Annotated in this window: 12 protein-coding genes and 1 tRNA gene; 4 read left to right on the top strand and 9 right to left on the bottom strand. The window is 67.4% G+C overall.

Annotated features, from left to right (window positions below):
* The first annotated feature begins 104 nt into the window (after positions 1–104).
* Positions 105–836 (top strand): hypothetical protein, encoded by a 732-nt coding sequence (locus tag ACQP2T_RS01560; RefSeq protein WP_433514411.1) that lies wholly within the window; start codon positions 105–107, stop codon positions 834–836.
* A gap of 119 nt (positions 837–955) precedes the next feature.
* Positions 956–1,092 (top strand) — tRNA-OTHER (locus ACQP2T_RS01565).
* Between the two features lie 92 nt (positions 1,093–1,184).
* On the opposite strand, the gene ACQP2T_RS01570 is transcribed toward ACQP2T_RS01565, so the two are convergent.
* A complete protein-coding gene (locus ACQP2T_RS01570; RefSeq protein WP_433514412.1) occupies positions 1,185–1,817 on the bottom strand; it encodes a TetR family transcriptional regulator in 633 nt (210 codons plus the stop codon).
* Positions 1,818–1,969: 152 nt separating this feature from the next.
* On the opposite strand from ACQP2T_RS01570, the gene ACQP2T_RS01575 reads away from it, so the two are divergent.
* Positions 1,970–2,959 carry an NAD(P)-dependent alcohol dehydrogenase gene (locus tag ACQP2T_RS01575; protein WP_433514413.1) on the top strand — a complete coding sequence of 330 codons (990 nt, stop codon included), beginning with the start codon at positions 1,970–1,972 and terminating at the stop codon, positions 2,957–2,959.
* A gap of 19 nt (positions 2,960–2,978) precedes the next feature.
* On the opposite strand, the gene ACQP2T_RS01580 is transcribed toward ACQP2T_RS01575, so the two are convergent.
* The 4 genes from ACQP2T_RS01580 to ACQP2T_RS01595 form a co-directional block, all read right to left on the bottom strand.
* Positions 2,979–3,299 (bottom strand): hypothetical protein, encoded by a 321-nt coding sequence (locus ACQP2T_RS01580; protein ID WP_433514414.1) that lies wholly within the window; start codon positions 3,297–3,299, stop codon positions 2,979–2,981.
* A 349-nt stretch (positions 3,300–3,648) separates the two neighbouring features.
* Positions 3,649–4,062, bottom strand: coding sequence for a hypothetical protein (locus ACQP2T_RS01585; RefSeq protein ID WP_433514415.1), 414 nt, complete (start codon positions 4,060–4,062; stop codon positions 3,649–3,651).
* A 412-nt stretch (positions 4,063–4,474) separates the two neighbouring features.
* Positions 4,475–5,503, bottom strand: coding sequence for a class I mannose-6-phosphate isomerase (locus ACQP2T_RS01590; RefSeq protein WP_433514416.1), 1,029 nt, complete (start codon positions 5,501–5,503; stop codon positions 4,475–4,477).
* Between the two features lie 24 nt (positions 5,504–5,527).
* Complete coding sequence (locus ACQP2T_RS01595) at positions 5,528–6,517, bottom strand: tagatose 1,6-diphosphate aldolase (protein ID WP_433514417.1); 990 nt, start codon at positions 6,515–6,517, stop codon at positions 5,528–5,530.
* Between the two features lie 438 nt (positions 6,518–6,955).
* Here ACQP2T_RS01595 and ACQP2T_RS01600 point away from each other — a divergent pair, with 438 nt between their 5' ends.
* Positions 6,956–7,750: a DeoR/GlpR family DNA-binding transcription regulator gene (locus ACQP2T_RS01600; RefSeq protein WP_433514418.1), complete on the top strand. Its 795-nt coding sequence runs from the start codon at positions 6,956–6,958 to the stop codon at positions 7,748–7,750.
* Here ACQP2T_RS01600 and ACQP2T_RS01605 read toward each other — a convergent pair.
* The 4 genes from ACQP2T_RS01605 to ACQP2T_RS01620 form a co-directional block, all read right to left on the bottom strand.
* Positions 7,747–8,547, bottom strand: coding sequence for an ABC transporter permease (locus ACQP2T_RS01605; protein ID WP_433514419.1), 801 nt, complete (start codon positions 8,545–8,547; stop codon positions 7,747–7,749). The genes ACQP2T_RS01600 and ACQP2T_RS01605 overlap by 4 nt on opposite strands.
* On the bottom strand, positions 8,540–9,322 hold the full coding sequence (locus ACQP2T_RS01610; RefSeq protein WP_433514420.1) for an ABC transporter permease: 783 nt from the start codon (positions 9,320–9,322) through the stop codon (positions 8,540–8,542). The genes ACQP2T_RS01605 and ACQP2T_RS01610 overlap by 8 nt, the downstream gene beginning before the upstream one ends.
* On the bottom strand, positions 9,319–10,245 hold the full coding sequence (locus ACQP2T_RS01615; RefSeq protein ID WP_433514421.1) for an ABC transporter ATP-binding protein: 927 nt from the start codon (positions 10,243–10,245) through the stop codon (positions 9,319–9,321). The genes ACQP2T_RS01610 and ACQP2T_RS01615 overlap by 4 nt, the downstream gene beginning before the upstream one ends.
* 229 nt (positions 10,246–10,474) lie before the next feature.
* Positions 10,475–11,464 (bottom strand): LLM class flavin-dependent oxidoreductase, encoded by a 990-nt coding sequence (locus ACQP2T_RS01620; RefSeq protein WP_433514422.1) that lies wholly within the window; start codon positions 11,462–11,464, stop codon positions 10,475–10,477.
* Between the last annotated feature and the right edge of the window lie 57 nt (positions 11,465–11,521).

The following is an 11,521-nucleotide window of genomic DNA, read 5'->3' on the forward strand; positions in this document are numbered from 1 at the left end:
GCACCGCGCGATTCGTGCAGCGAGCTATATGAGTTGTGTACGCATAGCGCCATCGCTGTACGCTCTGCCCTATCCCGCCGACCCCCAACGAACGGAAACCCTCCGTGGCGAAGCTGAACCAGATCCTCGCCGTTGAGAAGGGCGTGAAGGCCAGTACGCAGCGCGCGGTGTCCGACGCCTATCACGCCATTCAGAAGGCGCCGCTCCTGTCCGGCCTGTCCCGTACCTATCAGCCGATCGACGACGAGGGCGAGCAGTTGCCGCCCGAGTCGACGCGCGTCCAGGTGAAGACCGAGGCGATCATCGCCGACGTCGCGAAGGCGCTGACGCGGCTGTTCGACGTGACAGCGACCAAGGACTGGACCAACGCCACCGCCAAGGCGGACGTCGTGGTCGACGGCGAGACTCTCATCTCCGGCGCCCCGGTCACGTACCTGCTGTTCCTGGAGAAGCAGCTCGTCGACCTGCACACGTTCGTGTCGAAGCTGCCGACGCTCGACCCGGCCGAGACGTGGTCGTTCGACGACAACGCCGAGACATGGCGCACCGAACCGGTCAAGACGACCCGCACCAAGAAGGTTCCGCGTAACCACGTGCTCGCTGAGGCGACGGACAAGCACCCCGCCCAGGTGCAGGTGTTCACCGAGGACATCGTGGTCGGCTACTGGACGAAGACCGCCTTCTCCGGGGCGCTGCCGGCCAAGCGCGTGAACGAGCTGCTGTCCCGCGTGCAGAAGTTGCAGGACGCCGTCAAGTACGCCCGCGAAGAGGCCAACGCGACCGCCGTCGATGAGCAGCAGGTCGGCGACGCCGTGTTCGGGTATCTGTTCGCCTGACGTTCGCCTGACCCAATGACTCCCCGTTGAGCGCGGGGTGCGCGTAAGCGCAAAGCTGAAGCTCAAGCTGAAGCTGACGAACGGCTCAAGTGGAGGTTCGAGTCCTCCCCGAGGTACGCGCCTCGGTAGCCCAAATGGTAGAGGCGGCCGATCAGACTCAGATTCTCGCTCTAGCCTCAGCATCGCCGTCGAGCGCCAGATCAACCGAGGATGGACTGTGATTGTTGAGATGCCGGTTCGAATCCGGCTCGGGGCTCTTCGTGCCCCGGTGGCTCAATGGCAGAGCGCACGTCGTCAGGACTGATCCGTTCTCTTAAACGCCGCTGGCGCCACACATGGCGGTACACATCAGGCCCCCCGGCTTGGGTAGTCCGGGGGGCCGCCGCCGTTCAAGGGCACGGTCGTCACGGCGCGCCGGACGGTTTCGCGGAGCAGGGTACGGCGCTGCTCATGCAGCTCCGGCGGCTCCTCGGCCGTCGCGGCGTAGACGTTGCTGACGGGCGACCACGCCATGGACATCGCGATGACCAGGGCCATCACGTCGAACGGGTCGCCTGGTCTCACGATGCCCGCGGCCTGCGCCTCGGCGATGGCGCGCAGTTTGTGGTCGTCGAGACGGTCGGCCTCCTCGACGAGGTGGCCGGCGGGACGTCGTTCCAGCCGGGCCCAGGTGGCCAGCCGGATGAGGTCGGGGCGGCGGAGATATTCGTCGTAGAGGCGTACGGCCCAGTCGGCCAGGTCGGTGGCGTCGATCGGGACGACGTTCATGATCCGCTCCAGCGAATCGGCGAAGATGGCGTCGAACAGCCCTTCCTTGCTGCCGAAGTAGGCATAGAGCTGCGCCTTGTTGGTGCGGGCTGCGGCCACGATCCGCTCGATGCGCGCCCCGGCGATCCCGTATTCGGCGAACTCCTGAGTCGCCACGTCGAGCATGCGACTGCGAGTCGCCGCGCCACGGGAGGTCATGGGCTGATCGGCCATGACGTCCACCATATCAAACAGAACAGTCGGTTTGTTTTGCGAGCGGCGGAGAGTTACCCTGCGATAGACCGAACAGTCTGTTTGCAACAGGGGTGACATACATGAGGAGCACGTGGGGATGGCAAGCGGACGGTTCCGCGACACTGCGGCAGGTGTCACTCGAACGGCGTGACCTGCGGCCTGACGACATCGCGGTACGCGTGGACTACTGCGGTGTCTGCCACTCCGATCTGCATGCCGTCAGTGCTCATCCCGGCGACACGAGCGTGCCCCTTGTGCCAGGCCACGAGTTCACGGGGGTGGTGACCGAGGTCGGGCCCGAAGTCACGCGGTTCGGCGTCGGCGACCCGGTCGCGGTCGGAAACATCGTCGACTCGTGTGGTGTGTGCGCCATGTGCCGGGCCGGTCAGGAGAACTTCTGCCACGATTTCCCGACCCTGACCTACGATGGCACCGACCGCCGCGACGGGTCGACCACGTTGGGCGGCTACTCCCGCGAATACGTCGTCCGCGATGATTTCGCCTACCCCCTCCCCGCCGGCCTCGACCCCGCCGCCGCGGCCCCTCTGCTCTGCGCCGGGGTCACCGTCTGGGAGCCGCTGCGCACACTCGGCGTAGGACCGGGTGCCCGCGTCGCCGTGGCGGGGCTTGGCGGCCTGGGCCATCTCGCGGTCAAACTCGCCGTGGCGCTCGGTGCCGACGCCACGGTCATCAGCCGGTCGGCGGACAAGATCGACGACGCCCGTCGCCTGGGCGCCCACGACCTCATCGAATCCACGGATCCGGGACGGATGGCGGCCGCCCGGGATCAGTTCGACGTCGTCATCGACACTATCTCCGCCCCCCACGACCTCGGCCCGTACCTGCGGCTGGTCGCCATGGACGGCACACTCAGCCAGCTCGGGCACCTCGGACCGGTCACCGTACAGACCACTGATCTGCTCGTCGGACGTAAGAAACTCAGCTCCGCGGGCAGCGGTGGGCGGCCCGCGACCGCTGCCCTGCTGGCGTTCTGCGCCGAGCGCGGTATCACCGCCGACATCGAGCTGCTTCCCTCGGCGCTCGTGAACGAAGCCCTCAGCCGTCTCCAGCGCAACGACGTCCGCTATCGGTTCGTGCTCGACATGTCTGACCTGCCCTGAACGACCGAGCAGGATGTGCTCACGCTTGCTGCGCGGTCTCGACAGTGAGTGTGTAATCGACGCCCGTGTGGAAATCGCCGGAGGACCCGCGAATGCTCAGTGTGTGACGGCCGGAGCGCAGCGGCTGGATGCGCGCCCAGATGCCACAAGCGTAGAACGTGGTCGTACCCCCCATGCCAGTCACAGGATTGTCCGCCACGCCGGCCACGTGAACGATGGCGTCCTCCATCCGTTCCGGGGTGACCGGCTTGCCGTCAAGGGTGGCCTTGCCTTTGGCGGCGGCCATGAACTTCTTGCATCCCGCCCTGGTGGAAGCCAGATTCACCAGCGGGGCCAGCATGGGCCGCCCCGCAGGGACCTGGCAGGTCCGCTGTGCGGTGCCGCCGAAGGTTCCGGCGAGGAACCAGATGTCCTTTGGCTGATTCCGGTCGCAGAACTTCCCGGTCGGGTCCGATACGGGGTTCGTGCTCTCCTTTTCGGAGGACGCCCATGTCCACCAGCGTCCTTGGACCGGCTCTGCCTGTTTCGCGGATGCACCGCCCTCTCGGGCCGGCCCACAGGCGGAGAGGAGGCCGAGGAGTAATAGAAGTGGTAAAGCCGATCCAGGGGGCATCCGAGAATCATAGGCCTCGATGGGCATCCGCTTCTTCAGTCGGTTCTCGTGATCAATGGTGACGGCGGGTAGCGGCTCAGGTGTTCTGGCAGACACCGGGATTGCCGATGGCCTTGGTGCCCTTCTCCCCGTCTTCCCCGTACACCTCGATCTTCTTCGCGCCCATGTCGTAAAACTGTGCCGACATACACGCGCCCACGCCGGTCGACATGAGGACACCGGGCAGCGTCCGGCGTAGGTCATCGCCGGAAACCTTCGTGTATACCTTGTACGCGCGTCCCTTCTTGTCGTATTCGACCTTCGTGATCTGCTTGACGATGGGCTCCCACTGCGGATTCCCCTTGATGGTGGGGTTGGCCAGGGTGGTCTTCTTGAATTTCGCGGTGATGTCCTGCGGCTGCTTGGCCTTGGGTTTGACCGCGGCGGCTGTGGCTGTTGTGGGTGCCGTGGTCGCCGCGCCCGATCCGATGGTGCCGCAGGCCGACACCATGAGACAGGCGCCTGTGACGGCGACGGCCGATTTGAGCTGGAAACGCGCTCCAAGCATGCGATGAGCCCCGTTCGTTGGCGCGATTTCGCGGCCGTGCTCCGCTCGGAAGGCGCCAGGGAATCGCCGGTCACCCCGATCAGGGCGATCACCATGGCCATCGCCTTCGCGGGGAATCGAAGACCAGCGATGTGCTAGTCGATCATAGGGGCAGGGCGGAGTAATTCAATAGTAAATTTTCTGAAACAATGGACTGCGGTGAGTCCGGCAGGCGGCTGTCTGCGTCGTTTGCCCGAATACGGTCTATTGTCGAGCGGTTCTGCGACCATCGCGTCGGTTGCTCACACTGGCTCGCACTGAAATGGGATTTCGAATCCTCAAGGGGGCGTCTGGCTCTGGGGCATCCGTTAAATACCTAGGTGGACTTCTGGGCTGGTTTGCAGCGCACCGCCGCGGTATCCCCGCGCAGAGTGCACCGCCCGGCCGCGTACGGAAGGAGCAGCGTGTCTCCGGCCTTGACCGGGACCGGCGGGGCATGTTCGCTCGTGAGGATCCCGGCGCCATCGGTGACCGCGACGATCGAGTACGTCGGCTCCAGCACGCTGACGGGATCGGGACGCAGCCTCTCGGCGGCGAAGAACTCGTCGGCGAACTCGGCGAAGAGGCGGCGAACCCCGGGCCGGGCGTCATCCGCCGGTTGGCGGGCGCGGCGTAGCTCGTTCAGCCGGTCCGCGCCCCAGCCGCTCCGGTCGACGCAGCCGAGCGCTTGGTCGTAGCCGAGCCCCAGGTGTCCGACGGCGGGGCCGTCTACGGCGAAGCCCTCCCATTCGAGCAGTACGGAGAAGTCGGTCGGCTCCTGCACCTCGACCATGAGGATTCCGGCCCCGATGGCGTGCGGCAGACCCGCGGGGCACACGATGGCGTCGCCGGGCCGCACCGGCACGTGGTTCGTGGCGTCGAGCATCTGATCGATTCGCTGGTCCGCGACCCAGCGGGCCAGTTCGTCCGGCTCGACGTCCCTGGTGAAGCCGAGATGCACCACCGCCTCCGGCTCGGCCGAGACGATCACCCATGCCTCGGTCTTCCCGTACGGCGAGGCCAGGTGGTCGGCGGCGAATCGCCGATCGGGGTGCACGTGCAGCGGTAGCCGTTCCCCCGCGTCCAGCAGTTTGACCAGGATCGCGGGGTCGGCGCCGTGTTCCGCGACGTGTTGTTCGCCCAGCCACCACACGGGGTCGGCGGCGATCGCCTCGGCGAGTGATCGGCCGTCGGGCAGCGTGGTCAGCCCTGCGGGTGCCGCCCCGTGCCGGCTGGTGGTCGAGGCGACCCAATCCTCCGGGTAGTAGGGATCATCGGCGGACGGAATCCCGCGGAACCGGCCGATGCGCCCGGCACCCCGGTAGAACGAGCGCGGGGTGTTCGCGGGCAGAAAGTAGCTGGGCATGCAGGTGCTCCAGGGGCAGGCGTTTCATGATCGGTACCATTCAGCGGGTAGTTCCTTGACCACTACGTCGAGTGGCCGGGCCGGTGTGAAGGGGCGTCCATACCGCCGCGTCACCTCGTTGAGCTCCTCGAGTCGCGCCCTGGCCGCCGCGGTGGCTTCCTCGCGGGCGGCGGGGTCGTGGGTGGACACGGCGTCGCGCCAGATCGACCGGCCGGCGAGGTAGCCGGCGGCGCCCGCCTGGCAGGCGATCTCGACCTGCGTCTTGAAGTCGGCGAATTCCACCCCGGCGGACAGGATGACCCACGGCACGCTCACCATGGAGTCCAGCTCCGCGCAGGCGGCGGCCGCCTGCTCGCGTCCTTCTTCCGTGTCGACGTAGCCGGGGAACTCCACCTTGAGCATGTCGACGCCGAGCTTGTTGGCGGTCGCGGCGGAGGCGATGATGCCGCGCACCCGGGCGGCCTTCCACTCGGCGGTGGTCGGGTCCTCGCCCGGCAGCGGGTACCAAATCGGCTCGACCACCAGGGGCAGGCTGAGCTCGGCGCATTCGGCGACGAGGCCGGCCACGAGCTGCCGCTGCTGCTCGGCGACGACGCGACCGCCGTCGGGGCGGTAGAACCACAGCAACTTGCACATGTCGGCGCCGGTCATCTTGATCCGGGTGGCGCTCCAGTTCGCGCGCAGCCGGGTACGGCGCGGTCCGTCCGCGTGCCGGTAGTCCTCGTCCTCGATGCTCGACATCAGCCCGACGGTGCCGGGCACCGCGCCGGAGGCCACGAGGTGGCCGAGGGCGTACAACGGGTCGAGCAGCACCGCCGAGATCGACGGGGCCACGGCCCGGACCACCGCGTCCTTCGCGGCGACGACATCGGCGAAGGTGACGCTCGCCGGATCGAGCGCGAGCAGCTCGGCGAAGTCGGACAGGTGGTCGAGGGCGCAGATGAGGAAGTAGCCATCGGCGCTGGTGACGCGCTGCAGGCCACGGATCTTGCCGGGATCGATGATCGAGTTCACGGGGTGTCTCCAGGTGCTACTTGAACGTAGGGCTCAAGTGGTGGCCTGCTCCGGCTCGCCCGCTCATCGTGCGGGCAGTCGGAGAGCAGCACGCCGGCGACAAACGTGTCGTCGAGCCCGATCGTGGGGCCCTGATGGGCCAGGTACGGCGTCGGCACGCACCACAGGCCCGGAGTGGCGCCGTGGCCGCTGCGGTACCGAGTCGCAGTGCGGCGCGCCGCCCGAAGGGCCGAAGACTGCTGGTTGTCATCGCTTCTCCTAAGACGCAGGAGTCTGAACACAGTGGTCCGGGGGATGACGAGATTGCGGGTTCCTGCCGTATTCGCTAGGCAGACCTGCCTATATCTGCGATAATATGCTTGTTTTCGAGAATTGGTCAACGGTTAGGTCGCAGAAACCTGAAATTAACCGCAGCAAGCCGCATCTCAGGAGTCGATCATGCAGGACACGGCACTGCCCGCCAAGCGTCGCGCCGAACTCGTGAGGTACATCCACGATCGCGGTCACGCCACGGTCGCCGAACTGGCAGAACGTTTCGCCGTGTCAATGGACACCGTCCGTCGTGACCTCGACCACCTCGCGGAGCGGCAACTGATCGCCCGCACCCACGGTGGCGCGATGCGCACGGACGAGCTGGCCACGGCAGACTCCCCGTTCGACAGCCGCGCGGCCGTGCACCACCGCGCCAAGCAGGCCATCGGCATCGCCGCGGCGCAGCTCATCTCCAACGGCGAGACTCTGATCGTCAACGGCGGCACGACCACGCTCGAAGTGGTCCGGGCACTGGCCGGCAAGCGTGACCTCACGGTGGTGACGAACAATCTGCGCCTGCCCCCCGAGATCCCGCAGGACGCCGTGCGCGACCTCTATGTCATCGGCGGCAGCTGCCGTATCTCATCAAATGTCACCATTGGGCCGGTGACTTTCGCCGACACCCAGGGCATCAGCGCCGATACCGCGGTGATCGGCGTCGGCGGCATCTCGGCCGGTGGCGGGCTGTCCACCAGCAACCTGCAAGAGGCCCAGATGATGCGCCAGATGATCGACGCGGGCACGCGGGTCGTCGTCGTGGCCGACGCGTCGAAGTTCGGCAGGAGCGCATTCGTGCACATCTGCGGCCTCGACCGGGTCTCGGTCCTGGTCACCGACGCGCCGCCGCCCGAGGACATCGCTGTGGCGTTGAAGGACGCCGAGGTGGAGCTGGTCACCGTGGGAGGCACCCGGACGCTCTAGCTCCCCACGCTCTGGTAGTGCCGGAGTTGGTGGCACCAGAAGCGGTAGGCGAGGGTGAACAGGGCGATGCCCAGGAGCGGGCTGCCGTACGCCACGAAGGCGGGTACGTTCAGGGACGCTGCCTTGCCCAGCAGGACGCTCGCCGGTACGTACGCCACAAAAGCGACCGGCAGCACGAACGTCAGCAACCACTGCGTAACCCCGCCGAACACACTCATCGGGTACGAGCCGAACTTGCTGAACACGTCATCCAGGAACCCGCGCAGAGCGGCGGTGTCCAGCATGCGCATCGACAGGGACGCCAGCGACAGATGGACCGAACCCTCCACCAGCGCACCGCCCATGACGGCCAGCAGGCAGAGGGCGGCCATGGACGGACTCCAGGCGGGGGCCGCCACCAGCAGCAGGACCAGGCCGGTCAGCAGGTCGCCTACCTGGCCGACGCCCATGCGTTTGGCCATGAGCTGGAGGAGCGGGTTGAGCGGGCGGAGCAGGACGCGGTCCAGCTCGCCCTCCCTGACCAGCCATTCCATGAAGATGAGGCTGCTCAGCGGCAGCATGCAGAGCGCGTGGGCGGTCAGGCGCAGGCCGTACAGGAAGGCGATCTCCCGCAGGGTCCAGCCGGCCATGGAGGGGAAGGTGTGCATGACGACCCATACGAAGGCGAAGCCGCTGCCCTGGTAGACCGCTCCGGTCGCGATGCCGATCAGCGCGTTGAGCCGATACTGCAGGGCGCCGCGCATGGTGGCGCGCTGGAGTCGCCAGTACAGGCGCAGGGTGCGGGCGAGCTCAGCCACCGTTGATCACCACCCTGCGGTGGGCCCGCTGCCATACCGCCCACAGCAGGACCGTGAGCCCGGCGACCCAGGCGACCTCGGCGGCCAGCGCTTGCCCGACCGAGGCGCCCGACAGGTGGCCCACGTAGACGGCCGCGGGCACGTAGCCCAGATACTTGAACGGCAGCGCGTCGGCCAGGGTGCCCAGCGCGCCGGGGAAGAACGACAGCGGGACCAGCGTTCCGGCGAAGAACTGGCTGGTCAGCCGGTACAGCAGACCGATCGCGCTCGTCTCCAGCGTCCAGAAGCCGATCAGGCAGATGAGCAGCGACAGCTGCACCGAGATGGCGTAGCCGAGCAGCAGAGTCCCGGCGTAGGCGAGTGGTTGGCCGGTGGGGGTGATCGAGCCGACCAGCAGAACCACGGGTATGGCGGGCGCCAGCAGGAGGAGGCCGCCAGCGGTGTGTCCGGCCTGGAAGGCGGCCAGCTGCGGCAGGTAGCCGGTCGGCCGGGACAGATCGAAGAACACCATGCCGGTGCGGATCCTGAGCAGGGCGATGTAGGGGATGACCGGCGTGGTGGCGAACGCCTGGAGGTTGGCCAGGCTCAGGTAGGCCAGGAGTTGCGGGAGCGTCATGCCCTGGGCCTGCTGCTGGGCGCCGTACACCGAGGTCCAGATCATGCGCAGCAGGAAGACCTGCGCGATCAGCGTCAGCACGGTCATGATCACGTCGCTGCGGTACGCGAGCTGGAAGCGCAGCCCGATGCGGGCCGTCCCGATCAGCGGGCGGATCATCGCGCGCCCTCGACGTACAGCTGCTTGATCACGCCCTCCAGATCGGGTTCCTGGATGGACAGGTCGCGGATGGTCTGTTCGGCGGCGACCTGGCCGATCAGCTCGGGGACGGAGGCGCCGCCGGCGATGTCGAAGGTGCGGGTCTGGCCGTCGGCCAGGTGGATCGCCAGCCGCCGGGGCGGGGCGTAGGCGGTGACGAGCGCGTCGATGCCGCCGTCATAGAGGACCCGGCCCTTGTCGATCACGATGATGCGCTTGCACAGCGCCTCGACGTCGGCCAGGTCGTGGGTGGTCAGGACGACCGTGGTGCGACCGGCCTGGTTCGTGTCGGAGATGAACTCGCGTACCGCCTGCTTGGCCAGGACGTCCAGGCCGACGGTCGGTTCGTCCAGGTACAGGATGGGCGGTTCGTACAGCATCGCGGCCGCCAGGTCGCCGCGCATCCGCTGGCCGAGACTGAGCTGACGGACCGGGGTGTCCAGGAAGTCGTCGAGGCCGAGCAGGTCGCGCATGCGGCGCAGTGAGGTGGTGAAACGGTCGGCGGGTACGTCGTACAGGTCGCCGACCAGGCGTAACGACTCGATCAGCGGCAGGTCCCACCAGAGCTGGCTGCGCTGGCCGAAGACCACGCCGATGGACCTGGCGTTGGCCTTCCGGTCCCGCCACGGCACCCGTCCGGCCACCTCGATCAGGCCGCTGGTGGGGGTGAGGATGCCGGTCAGCATTTTCACGGTGGTGGATTTGCCCGCGCCGTTGGGGCCGAGGTAGCCGACGACCTCGCCTTCGGGGATCTCGAAGCTGACGTCGTCGACGGCGATGCGCTCGTCGTACTGGCGGGTGAGGAGGGTACGCAGGGCGCCCATGGGACCGGAGAAGGTTCGAGGCCGGCGGAAGGCCTTCGTCAGTGACTCGACCTTGATCATGAAAACATCCTTCAGTGAAGGATGCGGTGTGGCAACTAATTTCCGGCCGGGAAAAAGCCGAGGCCCCGCCAATTTGCTGGCGGGGCCTCGGCCTTACGAGTGCGTACCGGTGTGCGTGTCGCCTCTCGGCGAAAGGCACAACGCGGCTCCAGCCGAACGGTATTCCGCGAAGGCAATAGGTGAGGCCCGGGGACACTGGGCACACCGGCCACGAGTTATGTAACCGAAGTCAGTCGCCAGACATTCCCGTGATGGGGGAAAGCAATTCGAGGGAGCGGAGCCAGGCTTTCCGGTCGGGGGCCATGGAGACGACGATCAGCTCGTCGGCCTGGGCCTGCTTGGCGAAGCGGTCGAGGTAGTCCCGCACCTCGGCGGCGGTTCCGACGCCGGAGTACTTGGCCATCTGCAGGAGCTGCTGTCCCGCCGGCGAGGCGAGGATGACGTCCGCCTCCTCCGGGGTGAACGTCTGGCCACGGCCGAGGAACCGGGTCACCCGGCTGCGCTTGGCCTCCAGGAACTGCGCCTCCGCCTCTTCCGTGGTGTCCGCCGCGATGACGTTGACGCCGGCGATGACGTACGGCTCCGCCAGTTGCCTGGACGGCTGGAACTCGCGCCGGTAGAGCGTGACGGCGTCCTCCAGCGCGGTCGGGGCGAAGTGGGAGGCGAAGGCGTACGGGAGGCCGAGCATGGCGGCGAGCTTGGCGCCGAACAGGGACGAACCGAGGATGTAGAGCGGCACGTCAGTGCCCTTGCCCGGGGTCGCGTCGATGCCCGGGATGCGGGATTCGCCCGTCAGGTAGCCCTGGAGCTCCAGTACGTCCTGTGGGAAGTCGTCGGCGGAGGCCGGGTTGCGGCGCAGGGCGCGCATGGTCTGCTGGTCGCTGCCCGGCGCCCGGCCGAGGCCGAGGTCCATGCGCCCGGGGTGCAGCGTTTCGAGCGTGCCGAACTGTTCGGCGATGGTCAGCGGGGCGTGGTTGGGCAGCATGATGCCGCCGGCCCCGAGGCGAATCGTTTGGGTCTGTGAGGCTACGTGGGCTATGAGGACGCTGGTCGCGGATGAGGCGATGGAGGGCATGTTGTGGTGCTCCGCGTACCAGATCCGCTGGTAGCCCCACTCCTCCGCGCGCTGGGCCATGGTCACGCTGGCGCGGAAGCTGTCGCCAGCCGTCTCTCCGTCGCCGATATGTGCAAGGTCAAGGATGGAGAGCGGGAAAGCCATGAACGGTGCAACCGCGGACGAGCCGTGGTTATTTCGGCGACCGAACAGTTACCTCGG

Source organism: Nonomuraea sp. CA-143628 (assembly GCF_050942315.1).
GTDB lineage: Bacteria > Actinomycetota > Actinomycetes > Streptosporangiales > Streptosporangiaceae > Nonomuraea.

Excerpts from the sequence above, each read along its gene's own strand:
- ACQP2T_RS01570 (WP_433514412.1), bottom strand. The coding sequence starts at position 1,817 with ATGGCCGATCAGCCCATGACCTCCCGTGGCGCGGCGACTCGCAGTCGC.
- ACQP2T_RS01580 (WP_433514414.1), bottom strand. The coding sequence starts at position 3,299 with ATGCTGGCCCCGCTGGTGAATCTGGCTTCCACCAGGGCGGGATGCAAG.
- ACQP2T_RS01585 (WP_433514415.1), bottom strand. The coding sequence starts at position 4,062 with ATGGTGTCGGCCTGCGGCACCATCGGATCGGGCGCGGCGACCACGGCA.
- ACQP2T_RS01590 (WP_433514416.1), bottom strand. The coding sequence starts at position 5,503 with ATGCCCAGCTACTTTCTGCCCGCGAACACCCCGCGCTCGTTCTACCGG.
- ACQP2T_RS01600 (WP_433514418.1), top strand. The coding sequence starts at position 6,956 with ATGCAGGACACGGCACTGCCCGCCAAGCGTCGCGCCGAACTCGTGAGG.
- ACQP2T_RS01610 (WP_433514420.1), bottom strand. The coding sequence starts at position 9,322 with ATGATCCGCCCGCTGATCGGGACGGCCCGCATCGGGCTGCGCTTCCAG.
- ACQP2T_RS01615 (WP_433514421.1), bottom strand. The coding sequence starts at position 10,245 with ATGATCAAGGTCGAGTCACTGACGAAGGCCTTCCGCCGGCCTCGAACC.
- ACQP2T_RS01620 (WP_433514422.1), bottom strand. The coding sequence starts at position 11,464 with ATGGCTTTCCCGCTCTCCATCCTTGACCTTGCACATATCGGCGACGGA.